Raw genomic sequence first — 13,351 nt, 5'->3', positions numbered from 1 at the left:
AAGCCTGTATTTAAAGGTATTGCCAGCCGCCGATGATCGCCGCCTGGCCGTGGCGGACGCCTTGCGCGTCCACGACGTTCCACAGGACGGTGTCGCGAATCTCGAACCGCCGGCCGGTGCTGGAGATGCGGATGCCGGAAAGGCCTTCAACAAAGCCGTGTTTCAGCGCCTCTTCAAGATGGCCGTTGCGATCGGCTTGCGTCTCGGTGTTGGTCTCGGCGCTCAGGCGCGATGGCAGGCGCGTGAAGCTGTCCCAGTCCATTTCCCAAAGGTCGAGCGCGGCCCGATTGGCGTAGCAAAAGATCGGATCGGCCTGCGTGCCATGGGACACAATTGGGCAGGACGCTTCGAACAGGGCTTCGGCGCCGGAAGGCAAATCCTCCAGGATCGGCCGGCCGGTTAAGCGGAGAAAACTCTCTGAAAGCAATTGGCTATAAGCCTGAACCTCTGAAAGAAGATGAGGTGTCATTTCAAAGTCTTCAGGAAGGGCGCAATCACGTCGGCAACGAGTGCCTCAGCCTCGTATTGCAGGACAAAGTGCGGGCGATCGACCTTGATAACGCGGAGATTTTTGGCTGTCTTCTGCATCAGGACCGCCTGAGCTGCCGGCATCAGCTTGTCCTTGGTGCGCTGAAGATAAAGCATCGGCATATCAAGGGCGGCCAGGGATTTTCGGATGTCGCACTTCAAGGCGGCATTCAGGCGCGACATCAGCACGTCCTGCGGCAGGGCCGAGACGGCCTCGAAAATGTGCAAGGCCGTCATATGGTCGCCGGACCGGAGCAGCATGGCCTCGATGACGGGCACGGGCTTCGACGCCAGGAAGCCGGGCAGGGCGGTCTTCAGGATCATACCCATCAATGGCAGGGGATTGGTCGCAAAGGTCGCGGCCAGGACCAGCCCCATCGGCTTATGCGCGGCGCGGCTAGCCGCCAGGACCGCCAGCGGGCCGCCGAAGGACTCGGCGATAATGGCGTACGGCCCCTTTTGGGGCAGTAACGCCACCACATGGTCGGCGAGCGCATCAAAGCTCAGCGGGTCAGCCGGGTATGTGACGACACTTGCGTCTGCCTTTCCGCGCAATGCGGAAATCAAAGGCTCAAAGAAAGTCTCGCCCCCGGAAAGGCCCGGAAACAGGATCAGGCGGGGCAAGGCGGGTTCGGACATTGCGGTTATCAAAAAGGCTGTTGAAAATTTGACGTAAAAGCGCAGGAAGGGGATTGCAAGCTTCATCCGCCTGCGCTAGTGAAGCCGCCTTCGCGAATACAAGCGAGCCGCTGCCGGCTTCGGTCGGCACATTCCTGCTGGGGAATGGTGTAATGGTAACACACCGGTTTTTGGTACCGTTTTTCTAGGTTCGAGTCCTAGTTCCCCAGCCACACTTTCTTCCGACATCTAATCCGCCCAGCCGTCGCCCTCGGGCACGGCGTCCAGCGCGCGCAGGTCCTTCGTCATGAAGACGACATCCAGCCAGCGACCGAACTTGAAGCCGGCATTGGGGAGAGTCCCCGTCTGCGTAAAACCGCTGGACCGATGGACGCCGATTGAGGCGGCATTGGCGCTGTCGCCGATGACGGCAATCATCGAATAGAGGCCGCGCGCCGTGCACATCTCGATCAGACGAGCGAGCAGCGCCTTGCCGACACCCTTGCCGACGGCTTCCGGCGCCAGGTAGATGCTGTCCTCGACTCCGTAGCGATAGGCCGGGCGCGTGCGGAAGGGCGCGGCATAGGCATAGCCCAGAACCGTCTCGCCATCGACGGCGACGATATAGGGCAGGCGCATGGCGGCGATGCTGTGGAAGCTCGACACCATCTCATCCCGCGACGGCGGCTCCAGTGCGAAGGTGCCGGTGCCGTTGAGCACGTTCCAGGCATAGATGGCGGTGATGGCCGTGAAATCGGCTTCGGTGGCGTTGCGGATGTCCATCATTGCCAGCCCTTCTCGACGGCCCAGATAGCGAAGGCGTAGTCGAAGGCGATCTCCTTGAGGAAATCGAAGCGCCCCGACGCGCCGCCGTGACCGGCGTCCATGTTGATTTTCAGCAGCATGGGCGCGTCCGAGGTCGACTTCTCACGCAGGCGCGCGATCCATTTCATCGGCTCCCAGTAGGTGACGCGCGGATCGCTCAGGCCACCCGTCGCCAGGACGGGCGGATAGGCGCGAGCGTCGATATTGTCGTAGGGGCTGTAGGCGCGGATCGTTTCATAGGCTGTCTTGTCTTCCAGCGGATTGCCCCATTCCGGCCATTCCGGTGGCGTCAGCGGCAGGGTCGTGTCGCTCATCGTGTTGAGCACATCGACGAACGGCACGGCTCCGATGACGCCGGCCCACAGCTCAGGGCGCATATTGGCGACCGCGCCCATCAGCATGCCGCCGGCCGAGCCACCATAGGCCACGATGCGTCCGGCCGAGCCGTAACCGTCCTTAACCAATGCTTCAGCACAGGCAATGAAGTCGATGAACGTATTGGTCTTTTTATCCTTGCGCCCGTCGAGAAACCAGCCGTAGCCCTTTTCGGTGCCGCCGCGGATATGGGCGATGGCGTAGATCCATCCACGATTGACGAGGCTGAGCGAACGGATCGAGAAGCCCGGATCCATCGACATGCCGTAGGAGCCGTAGCCGTAGAGCAGGATCGGCGCCGAGCCGTCGAGCTTGATGCTGGCCTTCATCAGCACGGTCACCGGCACGTCCTCGCCATCGGGCGCCTTGGCGTACAGGCGGCGGGCGACATAGTCCTTGGGGTTATGCCCTGACGGAATGACCTGGGTTTTGCGCAGAACCTGTTCGCGCGTCTCCATATTGTAGTCGAAGGTCTGGGCGGGCGTGGTCGGCGAGGTGTAGCCGTAGCGCAGGACCTCTGTGTCGTATTCGTAGCCGCCCGACATGCCGAGGCTGTAGGCCTCTTCGGCCACCGCGATGGTGTGCTCGGCGCCGTCGGCCTTGCGGGTGATGACGATGCGCGTATTGGCGTTGTGGCGTTCGACGCGGACCATGTGGCGCTTGAAGACGCCGGCGCCGGTGACGTAGACGCCGGGGCGATACGGCACGCGGTCGGTCCAGGTCTCCCGTGACGGGTGCGCAGCCATCGATTCCATGACCTTGAAGTCGATGGCGCCGTCTGCATTGGTGCGGATGATGAAGCGGTCGTCCCAGTGGTCGACGTCGTACTGCACGCCGTCGACGCGTTCGGCGACGCAGGCGGGCGCGGCGGTCGGATCGGCGGCCGGGATCAGCCAGGTCTCGCTGGTTTCGTGGTTGCCGGTGCCGATCGAAATAAAGGCGTCCGAGCTGAGCGTGCCGACATGGATGAAGAAGCCGTCGTCGGGCTCGTCGTAGACCAGGACGTCCTCGCCGCCGCGTGCCGGGCGCCGGAAGATCCTGGCCGGGCGCGAATTCTCGTCGCGCCACACCCAGAATATCCATTGCGAGCACGGCGAGAAGGTAAAGCCGCCGTTGCAGCTTTCGATCGGGTCGGGAAGGATTTCGCCGGTTTTCAGGTCCTTGACGTAGACGCGGAAATATTCGGAGCCTTGCGTGTCTTCACCCCAGGCGAACAGGGCATGATCGGGGCTATGCTGGGCGTCGGCGGTCTCATAGAAGTCGAAGCCCTGCGCCTTCATCGCCTTGGCGCGGGCGTCTTCGTCGAGCAGGACGTCTTCCTGGGGCCGGGTCTCCTCGACCGAAGGCAGGGGCGTGCCGAATGCGGCATCAAAGCGCGGGCGGCGCGCGATGACCGGGTGCTGGCCGCCGATATCGTAGCGGCTGTAGTACTCGAACGGACCATCGGGCGATGGCACACCGGCGTCGTCCTCCTTGATCCGCCCCTTCATCTCCTGGAAGATCTGGTCCTGCAAAGCCTTTGTTTCGGAAAGCATTTCGGCCGAATAGGCGTTCTCGGCTTCCAGCGCGGTCTTGACGTCGGCCTTGATCTGCCCTGGGTCGCGCAGGACCGCCTGCCAGTTGTCGTCCTTCATCCAGTGGTATTCGTCGATCCGCTTGAACCCCAGCTGTTCGATTTCATGCGGAATGCGGGCAGGGCGGGGGGCGATCGGCAATACCTTGGTCACGTTCGAAAATCTCGCAATAGGATATAGTGTGGCGGCAAAGCCAGACCTGGCGCGAAACCGCGTCAATGTGCGTCAGGATGGCTTTTCAGGGGCGACAAGCTGGGTCAGATTGGGTTAACCGTTTGACCCATTCGCGCAAAAGCGTCAAATATGTTTATGGTTGCGCGATGCGTTTGACGCCGGCGCCCCTATATGGGCGTCATCGATCGATGAGTTTCAAGCGGAGTACGGGGGATAATCAGGGATGATTGATGCCGACCTGACAGTGGCGCTGATCAAGGCCACGGTGCAGATTGACCAGCCGATCAGCGATGCCAAGCGCATGGTCGGGACCGGATTCCTTGTGTCCGTGCCCACGCCCGGCGGTGCGCCGCAGGTCGTGCTGGTCACGGCTGCCCACGTCTTCGAAAAGATGCCGGCGCCCGAAGTGCGCGTCGGCTGGCGGGTGCCGGGCGCCAAGGGCAACTGGTCCTACATGCCCTCCAACATCATTATCCGCGGCAAGGACGGGGCGATCTACACCCAGCATCCGACGCAGGACATCGCAGTGATCCCGGTCAAGGTGCCCGACAGCATCCGCGACCAGGTTATTCCGGAAAGCCTGTTGGCCGACGACGCGACCTTCGACGCCCAGCACATCGATCCGGGCGACGAGATGATGACGCTGGGTTATCCGCACGGGCTGTCAGCCAATATTTCGGGCTTTCCGATCCTGCGCGCCGGCAAGCTGGCTTCGTATCCGGTGTCGCCGACCGGCACCTATCCGACCTTCCTGATCGACCTGACCGCGGTGCCGGGCAATTCCGGCGGCCCGGTCTTCGTCAAGAACGGCTCGAAGGCGGGGGGCTTTGTCGCGGGCATCCTGATCAAGCAGGTCGAGGATGAGAACCAGCGGCTTGAGCTGGGCGTGGTCACCGACGCCGTCTTCGTGCGCCAGACCATCGACCTGATGCTGAAGGCGCAGTCCTCGGGCGTGGCGCCCCTGCGCGCGGTCAAGCCTGTGGCGGCGGCGCGCGACGTGCCGGGCGGTGCGGCGACCGACACGACGGACATGACGGGCAATTCCAATACCGGCACCGCCACCCAGGCCGCCAAGCCGACCAGCGGTGAGACAATCGACGGTCAGTAAGGAAGCGATCCACAGATTACACAGATTTCACAGATTGGGCCGGGCGTGGTCGATCTGCTGAGGTCAGATTAAAATCGATTGAGGACGGCGCTATGCGCCGTCTTTTTTCGTTTCAAGTCGAACGCAATGCGGCAGCCATAGGGCGCTGAATAATCTGTGAAATCTGTGGATACTCTTCTCAATCCACTGGGATTTCCAGGCCCCCAAGGGCCCCGAAACCCGAGCGGATCGCTGCCAGGTGCGCCCCGGCGTGCGGCAGGACGTGGGCAAAGAAGACGCGCATCAGCCGGATGCGGTCGCCCAGCCACACCGTATCGCCTTCGCCCGCGTCGATCATCGATTTCGCTGCCACCGCGCCCTTGAGCAGCAGCCAGCCGCCGACCAGATCGCCACACAGTTTGAGATAGGTCGTCGCTCCAGCCGCCACGTCGAGCGGCTGAGCGGTCTTTTGCGCCAGCAAGTGCGCCGTCGCCTCGGAAAAGGCGGTCATCGCCTGCGATAAGAGTTCAGCTTCGACTTTAAAATTCGCCGCCAAAGCACTGTTGGATAGGAAGGATTTGATATCCGATTCCAGTTCTTTCGCAGCCATGCCGTCTTGGCCCAGCTTGCGGCCGACCAGGTCGGCGGCCTGTATGCCGTTGGTGCCTTCGTAGATCGGCGCGATGCGGGAGTCGCGATAATACTGGGCCGCGCCCGTTTCCTCGATAAAGCCCATGCCGCCGTGGACCTGAACGCCCAGCGAGGCGACCTCGACCGCCATATCGGTCGACCATGCCTTGGCGATCGGCACCAGGAAGTCTTCGCGGCGCCGGGCCGCATCCCCGCCGCCCAACCGGCCCGCATCGATAGCGGCGGCCGTGGCCATGCATATGGCGCGGCCAGCCTCGACCCTGGCCTTCATCAGGGCCAGCATCAGGCGGACGTCGGGGTGGTCGTAGATGACGGCGTTGTCGGCGCCGGTAATGGCAGACCGGCCCTGGCGGCGTTCGGCGGCATAGGCGCGGGCCTTTTGCCAGGCGGCATCGGCTATGCCGACGCCTTCGAAGCCGACGGCCAGGCGGGCAGCATTCATCATGGTGAACATGGCCGCCAGCCCACCGTGCGGCGGACCGATCAACTCGGCCGTGGCGCCTTCGAACGCCATGACGCAGGTGGGCGAAGCGTGGATGCCCATCTTGTGTTCCAGGCCGACGCAGCGCGCGGCGTTGCGTTCGCCCGGATTGCCGTCCGAATCGAGGATGAACTTGGGGCAGAGGAAGAGCGAGATGCCGCGTGTGCCCTTGGGCGCATCCGGCAGGCGCGCCAGGACGAGGTGGACGATATTTTCGCTGCCGTCGTGCTCGCCCCAGGTGATGAAGATCTTCTGGCCGGTAATCGCATAGGTGCCGTCGCCATTGGGTTCGGCCTTCGTCGTCAGCGCCGCCAGGTCCGACCCGGCCTGGGGCTCGGTGAGGTTCATCGTCCCCGACCACTGGCCCGCGATCAGCTTCGGCAGATAGAGGTCCTTCTGTCCTTGCGTGCCGTGCTCGTGGATGGCTTCGATGGCGCCCTGGCTCAGCGTCGGCAGAAGCGTAAACGCCATGTTGGCGCCGTGGAACATGTCGAAACAGGCCTGTTCCAGCATCTTCGGCAGGCCCTGGCCGCCATAGGCGGGATCGGCCGCGACGCCGTACCAGCCGCCTTCGGCATAGGCGTGAATGGCATCGACAAAGCCCGGCGCGACCTCGACGCGGTCGCCGTTGAGTTTCGTACCGTTTGCGTCGCCGACGCGATTGAGCGGGGCCAGCACTTCGCCGGCCAGTTGCCCGGCGGCCTCGAGCACCGCGTCGCGCAGGTCCTTGTCGAAGTCGGGGAAGGCTGCGCTGCCGTAATGCCCGTCCATGCCGAGCACGTGGTCGAGGCAGAAGCTGATGTCCTTGACGGAAGGGCGATAGGTCATGGCGTCCCTGCGAATCTGTATGCCGGCAATGAACCCGCCGGTCATTTGCCGGCATGTAACGCCTATGACGCTACGGCAGGCAAGTCTATTTTACGTTAACGTCAACTTTTTCGAACACGTAAAAGCAAAATCACATTGCCTCTTGATATGTAATAAATATGGTTACATATGATTTGGCGCTGACGCATCGTGCAAACGGGTATATGCCAAGCGCAACCATGCCGGAGAGGGCAGATGGACACCAATTCCTACAATCGCTACAGCCGATGGCTGCACTGGCTTATCGCCGGGCTGATCCTGTTCATGATCTTCCTGGGCTGGCGGCTCGATCCCAAGGACCCGCACGCGCTCAACCTGTTCTTCTGGCACAAGTCGGTCGGCATCCTGATCCTGTTGCTCAGCCTGGCGCGGATCGGTGTCCGCCTGGCTTATAAGGCGCCGCCCGAGCCACCCATGCCCAAATGGCAGGCTGTGGCCGCCAAGGCCTTGCATGTCCTCTTTTACGTCGCGATGATCGGCATGCCGCTGACCGGCTGGGCGATGGTGTCGACTTCGGCGCGCGAAATCCCCTTTTTCGGCCTGTCGTGGCCGCATATGCCGTTCGTGCCGGTGTCGGCCGACATGGAAAATCCGGTGCATGAGTTTTTCGAGTTTTTTCATAAGCTTGGCGCCAAAATCCTCATATACGGTATGATCCCGCTGCATGTCCTGGCGGCGCTGAAGCACCAGTTCGTCGACAAGGATTCGCTGTTCGAGCGCATGGTGCCGGGCCTGAAGTCCAAGCCGGTGGTCAACTGGCGCTGGATCGTGCCCCTGGGCGTGGTGCTGCTGGCGGTCGGGCTGGCCGAAGGTATCTATCGCGGTGGCCCGCAAAAGGCGGGTCACACGCCTGTCGAGTCGTCGCCGCCGGCCATGGCGTCGGCCGCCGCCGAAACCGTATCGTCGGCCTTGGCCGACTCCTCTTCGGTCACATCCGAAAGCGCGTCTTCGTCGTCTTCGGCGGCCGCGGTGACCGAATGGGCGGTCGATAAGACTGCCTCGAAGATCGCCTTCTCGACGACCTTCCAGGGCGAGGCCATCAATGGCGGTTTCAGCGCCTATACGGCCGCTATCGCGTTCGACCCGGCGCAGTTGGCCAGATCCCACGTCAAGGTGACGATCGACCTGGCTTCCGTGGCTTCGGGTGATAACGATCGCGACGGGACCTTGAAAGGGGATTCCTTCTTCAACGTCGCCGCCACGCCCAAGGCGGTGTTCGAAGCGAAATCGTTCAGCAAGACGGACGCGACGCACTTCGTCGCCCACGGCAAGCTGACCCTGCACGGTGTAACCAAGGCGCAGGAACTGCCGTTTATGCTGACGATCAAGAATGGCGTTGCCGACATGAAGGGCACGGCCACGCTCGACCGCACAGTTTTTGGCGTCGGTTCCGGCGACTATGCGGCGACCGACGCCATTCCGGCCAAGGTCAAGGTTGACATCACGATAAAGGCCAAGGCACAGCCTCAGAAATGAGTACTGCCGACGCCATCCGTGCCCTGACCGCCGGAAACCTGATCCATCTGCCGACCGAAACCGTCTATGGTCTCGGTGCGCGCGCCGACGACCCGGCGGCGGTGATCAAGGTGTTCGAAGCCAAGGGCCGGCCGCGGTTCAATCCCCTGATCGTCCATGTCGGAACGTTGGAACAGGCCGAAGCCATTGGCGCTTTCGACGATCGTGCCCGTGTTTTGGCTAAGGCCTTCTGGCCGGGGCCGCTGACCCTGGTCGTGCCCGCCAAAGATACGAACGCTGCCTGCGATCTGGCGCGCGCTGGGCTCGACAGCGTCGCCCTGCGCATGCCGGCGCATCCGCAGGCGCTTGAGGTCCTGAAAGGTGTCGCTTTCGGCGTCGTGGCGCCGTCGGCCAATCGCTCGGGCCGCCCCAGTCCGACGACCGCCGCCGATGCCGCCGACGAGACGGGCGCCTTTGTCGATGTGACGCTCGATGGCGGCGCGTGCCCTGTCGGTGTGGAATCAACCGTTGTCAGCCTGTTGGGCGACGCCCGCTATCTCCGTGCGGGCGCCGTGACGCGCGCTCAGGTCGAAGCCGTGATCGGTCCTTTGGCGGCTGACGAAGCCGAAGGCCACCGCTCTCCCGGCAGGCTAAGCCTGCACTACGCCCCCGACGCGCCCGTCAGGATCAATGTTGAAAACCCGTCGCCGGGCAGCGCCTATCTCGCTTTCGGGCCTGTCACTTACGATGGGCCGGTGGTGCAGTTGAGCGGGGCGCGCGATGTCAATGAGGCCGCCGCCCGGCTGTTCAGCGCCTTGCGCGCTGCCGACAAGCTCTATCCGCCGGTGATCGAGGTGGCGCCTATCCCGCAGGACGGCATCGGCGAAGCCATCAATGATAGATTGAAGCGCGCGGCGGGGTTTGTGGGCTAAGCCGCCTTCGCCGACATGGGCGCGGGTTGCGGGCGGCTGAACACCCAGTCATTGTCCTTCGACAGGTCGGCGCGGAATTCGTAGCCCGCGACGCGGAAATCCTTCAGTCCTTCGATGCGGTCGACGCGGTGATCGACCATGTAGCGCGCCATCAGGCCGCGCGCCTTCTTGGCGAAGAAGGAAATGATCTTGGCCTCGTTGCCCTTGACCTCGAGAAAGCGCGGACTGATCACCCTGAGCTTCAGCGCCGGCGTCAGGGCCGCGCGCGAATATTCGGTGCTGGCAAGGTTGACGATGGCGTCCGATCCCTGCGCGCGGCTTTCCTCAAGCAAGGCCTTGGCCAGACGGTCGGCCCAGAAGGCGTAGAGCGAGTTCGCCCGGCCGACCTTCAGCTGCGTACCCATCTCCAGGCGATACGGGCGGATGGCGTCGAGCGGACGCAGCACGCCGTAAAGCCCGGACAGGATGCGGACGTGATCCTGCGCCCATTTAAGCGCATCCGCGTCGAGCGTGCGCGCCTGCAGTCCATCATAGACGTCGCCGTCGAACAGGAAGACCGCGCTCATCGGGTCCTGCGCTTCGAAGCCCTGGTAGCGGCCATGGTTGAGCTCGGACAGGGCCTTGGAAATATCCATCAGCTTGCCGATGGCCGCGGGCTTCAGCGTCTTCATCCTGGTCAGCAGCTTCGCCGTCTCCTCCGGAAAAAGCGGCGCCGTCGCGTCGGGTGCGCCGGCGAGCGGAGACGTGTCCAGGGACTTGGCGGGAGAGAGCAGGGTCAGCATGACAGATTTTTTACGCTTATCGGCTAAGGTGACGAGACCTTACGGGTATAGGCGGCTTGGACGAGGGCTGGCAATAGCCTGATAAGGCCGTGCGTTATGGGAGTGGCGTATCGAAACGGCGGCGCAAAGCCGGCGGACATAATAATTATAATTGAGGGGATAAACCATGTCGAAGGGCACCGTTCTGGTCCTTGAAGACAGCCGTACGCAGGCTCAGCTTATCTCGCGGCTGCTGGCCAATCTGGGCTGGTCCGCCATCCTGGTGTTCGATCACAAGAGCGCCTTTGCGCAGTTGCGCACCAGCCGCGTCGACCTTCTGTTGTTCGATGTGTATCTCGAGACCGGCAATACGCTGATGCACCTGCCCGAGATCCGCCAGCTGGCGCCGGGCGTGCCCGTGGCCATCATGACGGCCGGCGGGGCCGGCGGGGCCGCGCTCAACGATACGCTCAATGCCGCCCGCCGCGCCCAGGCTGATTTCGTGTTGCCGAAGCCCTTCGGTCCGGAAACGCTCGTGACCATCCTCGAAGAGACGGCGAAGATGCGGAAGGCGCCCGTGCGGCCCAGGCACGTGCTGGTTGTCGACGACTGCCGCGTCGTGCGCATGCTGACCGCCCAGGCGCTGGCCGGCGAGGGCTATCGCATCAGCGAGGCCAAGTCGATGGAAGAGGCGTTCGAGCGCGTCGACATCGCCCACGTCGATATCGTCATCACCGACATCTTCATGCCCGGCATGGGCGGCATCGAGGGCATCCAGATCATCCAGTCGACCTGGCCCGACGTCTCGATCGTCGCCATGTCGGCCGGCGTCGAACAGAAGGTCGCCAACACCCAGGTCCTGTCCGCCGCCAAGCACATGGGGGCCCACGCCCTCCTGCCCAAGCCTTTTACCGCTTCCGACGTGGTTGTTCTTGTCGAAGCGGTGCTGAGCGAAAGATCATCCGCCGCGTAAATCTGGTCAGGCCAGTTTTGGCCGGCTGTATCATTTCGACACAAGGTGGCTGGACTTGACCGTTACATACTTTTTAAGACCTTTGACTTTAATTTTATCCACAGCCAGGGATAAACGGCTCCGGAGCGGGTCATGAGTGTAGGTAGCGTACTGGTTCTGGATGCGAACGGCGCCCAGGCCCAACATATCTCGAAGATGCTTGAGCGCGAAAAGTGGAGCGCCATCCTGGCGTTCGACCAGAAGATGGCGCTGTCCATGATGCGCGCCACGCGTTTTCACCTCCTGATGGTTGACGCCTATGTCGGCCAGGCCAGCATGCTGGCCATGATCCCCGAAATCCGCGAACGCGCGCCGGCGACGCCTCTGACCATCATGACCGACAATGTCTACGGCCGCCATGCCGTCGACATCACCATGGACCAGGCCAAGTCCGCGGGCGCCGAATTCATCCTGCAGAAGCCGTTTTCCGTCGAGCGCCTCAAGGGCCTGCTCAAGGACACGACGCGCTTCCATCGCGAACGCCGCTCGACCAAGCATCTGCTGGTCGTCGAGGACAACGCCAACCTGCGCACCATGATCGGCAAAGTCCTGGGCGAGATGGGCTATCAGATCTCGCTGGCGGAAAACATGGAAGAAGCCTTCGCCCGCGTCGATCTCGACATGGTCGACCTGGTGGTCAACGACATCTTCATGCCCGGCATGGGCGGGATCGAAGGCATCATGAAGATCCGCCAGGGCTGGCCGCACATTCACATCCTGGCCATGTCGGCCGGCAAGGACGAGAAGATGGACGCCAACAAGGTGCTGGCGGCGTCGCGGCATGTCGGCGCGGTCGAGCACCTGGCCAAGCCGTTCCACATGTCCGACCTGATCCACCTTGTCGCCAAGACGCTGGGCAAGGTGGAGCCCGAAGACGCGGTCAGGGCCGGGTAGGTTTTATACCCGGATAGGCGCACGCGTATCATGGTGTAAGGGGCGGGGCGCCCGCATTGCGCGAAAAGCACAAACGGGAACTGCGTGACCTGCGCCACACCGGCGGCGCTTTGCGCACATCCGCGCAAATTTGTCCGGCCGGTCCGCGCGAGTCCGGTTGTTAACTGTTGGTAAACACGATACAAACCCTTCAGGCATCAGTTGAGGGGTGTTCCATGCGTGGTAAGGCGGTATGGGTATTGGGGCTGTCGGGCCTGGCCCTGCTGGGGGCTGTCGGTCTCTACAAGACCCTGCCCGAGGTCGAACAAGGCGTACGCTCGAAGGTAACGCGCACCCTGGCCGACAAGGGGCTGGACGATGTCCGCGCCCGTGTCGACGGCCAGACCGTGACGCTGACCGCCATGGACAACGACCCCCAGTCCAAGGCCAAGCTCAATGAGGCCAAGGCCGCCATCGCGTCGATCGACAACGGCAGTTCCTGGGTCAAGGTCGTGTCGCGCATCGATGTCGGCCCGGTCATCGAATCCGCCCCGAACACCGCGCCCAAGGCCATGATGGCCGCTGCCGATGCGCCGCTGGCGGCCGGCGGCGCCGACGCGCCCGTGGCGATTTCCGGCGAAAAGGCCACCAGCATCGACAGCCTGTCGAGCGACCATCCGGCCGTGGCCGGCAGCGAGCCCATGCCGATCAGCAACAATGCGGCCCAGGGCTGCGAAGAGCGCGTCTACAAGGCCATGGGCACGCGCAAGCTCAGCTATGTCTTCGGCGGCTACGACCTGACGACCGACAGCCAGCCCGTGCTCGACGACGTTTACAAGGTCCTGGCGACCTGCCCGTCGACGCTCAAGGTCACGGTGGCGGGTTATACCGACAATGCCGGCGACGCCGTCGCCAACCAGCTGATTTCCAAGGCGCGCGCCCAGGCCGCGGCCGACGCCCTGGTCAAGCGCGGCTTGCCGGCTGAGCGTGTCGCGGCCGCCGGTTACGGCGCGGCGGCGCCGATCGCCGATAATTCGACAGCGGAAGGCCGCGCGGAAAACCGCCGCGTCGTCATCCTGGTTTCAAACGACTAAAGGGGGCGGACGTGCTGCATCTGATCATAGAACTGCGCTGGCTG

At 63.1% G+C, this 13,351-nt stretch carries 12 protein-coding genes and 1 tRNA gene; 7 read left to right on the top strand and 6 right to left on the bottom strand.

Annotated features, from left to right (window positions below; all coding sequences use genetic code 11):
- Positions 1-10: 10 nt before the first annotated feature.
- Both AB8717_RS13260 and AB8717_RS13255 read right to left on the bottom strand, forming a co-directional pair.
- Positions 11-469 carry an MEKHLA domain-containing protein gene (locus AB8717_RS13260; protein WP_443747802.1) on the bottom strand — a complete coding sequence of 153 codons (459 nt, stop codon included), beginning with the start codon at positions 467-469 and terminating at the stop codon, positions 11-13.
- Complete coding sequence (locus tag AB8717_RS13255) at positions 466-1,167, bottom strand: alpha/beta fold hydrolase (protein ID WP_443747801.1); 702 nt, start codon at positions 1,165-1,167, stop codon at positions 466-468. Before AB8717_RS13255 ends, AB8717_RS13260 begins: the two co-directional genes overlap by 4 nt.
- A 138-nt stretch (positions 1,168-1,305) precedes the next feature.
- Here AB8717_RS13255 and AB8717_RS13250 point away from each other — a divergent pair.
- Positions 1,306-1,379: transfer RNA gene (locus AB8717_RS13250), tRNA-Gln, on the top strand.
- 16 nt (positions 1,380-1,395) lie between these two features.
- Here the strand turns inward: AB8717_RS13250 and AB8717_RS13245 are convergent.
- Together AB8717_RS13245 and AB8717_RS13240 are read right to left on the bottom strand one after the other, a co-directional pair.
- Positions 1,396-1,932 carry a GNAT family N-acetyltransferase gene (locus AB8717_RS13245; RefSeq protein ID WP_443747800.1) on the bottom strand — a complete coding sequence of 179 codons (537 nt, stop codon included), beginning with the start codon at positions 1,930-1,932 and terminating at the stop codon, positions 1,396-1,398.
- Positions 1,929-4,073 (bottom strand): S9 family peptidase, encoded by a 2,145-nt coding sequence (locus AB8717_RS13240; protein ID WP_443747799.1) that lies wholly within the window; start codon positions 4,071-4,073, stop codon positions 1,929-1,931. The genes AB8717_RS13245 and AB8717_RS13240 overlap by 4 nt, the downstream gene beginning before the upstream one ends.
- 244 nt (positions 4,074-4,317) lie before the next feature.
- Between AB8717_RS13240 and AB8717_RS13235 the strand changes: the two genes are divergently transcribed.
- The gene (locus AB8717_RS13235) at positions 4,318-5,202 is read left to right on the top strand and encodes a trypsin-like serine peptidase (protein ID WP_443747798.1); all 885 of its coding nucleotides are present in this window, start codon (positions 4,318-4,320) and stop codon (positions 5,200-5,202) included.
- A 178-nt stretch (positions 5,203-5,380) separates the two neighbouring features.
- Here the strand turns inward: AB8717_RS13235 and AB8717_RS13230 are convergent, their stop codons facing one another.
- On the bottom strand, positions 5,381-7,141 hold the full coding sequence (locus tag AB8717_RS13230) for an acyl-CoA dehydrogenase (RefSeq protein ID WP_443747797.1): 1,761 nt from the start codon (positions 7,139-7,141) through the stop codon (positions 5,381-5,383).
- 234 nt (positions 7,142-7,375) lie between these two features.
- Between AB8717_RS13230 and AB8717_RS13225 the strand changes: the two genes are divergently transcribed.
- Both AB8717_RS13225 and AB8717_RS13220 read left to right on the top strand, forming a co-directional pair.
- On the top strand, positions 7,376-8,656 hold the full coding sequence (locus tag AB8717_RS13225) for a YceI family protein (RefSeq protein ID WP_443747796.1): 1,281 nt from the start codon (positions 7,376-7,378) through the stop codon (positions 8,654-8,656).
- Complete coding sequence (locus AB8717_RS13220) at positions 8,653-9,567, top strand: L-threonylcarbamoyladenylate synthase (protein ID WP_443747795.1); 915 nt, start codon at positions 8,653-8,655, stop codon at positions 9,565-9,567. Before AB8717_RS13225 ends, AB8717_RS13220 begins: the two co-directional genes overlap by 4 nt.
- On the opposite strand, the gene yaaA is transcribed toward AB8717_RS13220, so the two are convergent.
- Positions 9,564-10,349 carry a peroxide stress protein YaaA gene (gene yaaA / locus AB8717_RS13215; protein ID WP_443747794.1) on the bottom strand — a complete coding sequence of 262 codons (786 nt, stop codon included), beginning with the start codon at positions 10,347-10,349 and terminating at the stop codon, positions 9,564-9,566. The genes AB8717_RS13220 and yaaA overlap by 4 nt on opposite strands.
- A 166-nt stretch (positions 10,350-10,515) precedes the next feature.
- On the opposite strand from yaaA, the gene AB8717_RS13210 reads away from it, so the two are divergent.
- The 3 genes from AB8717_RS13210 to AB8717_RS13200 all read left to right on the top strand — a co-directional run bounded on the left by AB8717_RS13210 (position 10,516) and on the right by AB8717_RS13200 (position 13,307).
- The gene (locus AB8717_RS13210; RefSeq protein ID WP_443747793.1) at positions 10,516-11,301 is read left to right on the top strand and encodes a response regulator; all 786 of its coding nucleotides are present in this window, start codon (positions 10,516-10,518) and stop codon (positions 11,299-11,301) included.
- A gap of 132 nt (positions 11,302-11,433) precedes the next feature.
- The gene (locus AB8717_RS13205) at positions 11,434-12,234 is read left to right on the top strand and encodes a response regulator (protein WP_443747792.1); all 801 of its coding nucleotides are present in this window, start codon (positions 11,434-11,436) and stop codon (positions 12,232-12,234) included.
- Between the two features lie 215 nt (positions 12,235-12,449).
- The gene (locus tag AB8717_RS13200; RefSeq protein ID WP_443747791.1) at positions 12,450-13,307 is read left to right on the top strand and encodes an OmpA family protein; all 858 of its coding nucleotides are present in this window, start codon (positions 12,450-12,452) and stop codon (positions 13,305-13,307) included.
- Positions 13,308-13,351 lie beyond the last annotated feature (44 nt).

Origin of the sequence: Asticcacaulis solisilvae (assembly GCF_052327315.1) — a bacterium.
GTDB lineage: Bacteria > Pseudomonadota > Alphaproteobacteria > Caulobacterales > Caulobacteraceae > Asticcacaulis > Asticcacaulis solisilvae_B.
The sequence above is the reverse complement of the archived record's forward strand: the minus strand, read 5'-3'. Positions and strand labels throughout refer to the sequence as shown.

Coding starts and splice junctions, on each gene's coding strand:
- AB8717_RS13230 (WP_443747797.1), bottom strand. CDS start 7,141: ATGACCTATCGCCCTTCCGTCAAGGACATCAGCTTCTGCCTCGACCAC.
- yaaA (WP_443747794.1), bottom strand. CDS start 10,349: ATGCTGACCCTGCTCTCTCCCGCCAAGTCCCTGGACACGTCTCCGCTC.
- AB8717_RS13245 (WP_443747800.1), bottom strand. CDS start 1,932: ATGATGGACATCCGCAACGCCACCGAAGCCGATTTCACGGCCATCACC.
- AB8717_RS13255 (WP_443747801.1), bottom strand. CDS start 1,167: ATGTCCGAACCCGCCTTGCCCCGCCTGATCCTGTTTCCGGGCCTTTCC.
- AB8717_RS13210 (WP_443747793.1), top strand. CDS start 10,516: ATGTCGAAGGGCACCGTTCTGGTCCTTGAAGACAGCCGTACGCAGGCT.
- AB8717_RS13225 (WP_443747796.1), top strand. CDS start 7,376: ATGGACACCAATTCCTACAATCGCTACAGCCGATGGCTGCACTGGCTT.
- AB8717_RS13220 (WP_443747795.1), top strand. CDS start 8,653: ATGAGTACTGCCGACGCCATCCGTGCCCTGACCGCCGGAAACCTGATC.
- AB8717_RS13200 (WP_443747791.1), top strand. CDS start 12,450: ATGCGTGGTAAGGCGGTATGGGTATTGGGGCTGTCGGGCCTGGCCCTG.
- AB8717_RS13205 (WP_443747792.1), top strand. CDS start 11,434: ATGAGTGTAGGTAGCGTACTGGTTCTGGATGCGAACGGCGCCCAGGCC.
- AB8717_RS13235 (WP_443747798.1), top strand. CDS start 4,318: ATGATTGATGCCGACCTGACAGTGGCGCTGATCAAGGCCACGGTGCAG.
- AB8717_RS13260 (WP_443747802.1), bottom strand. CDS start 469: ATGACACCTCATCTTCTTTCAGAGGTTCAGGCTTATAGCCAATTGCTT.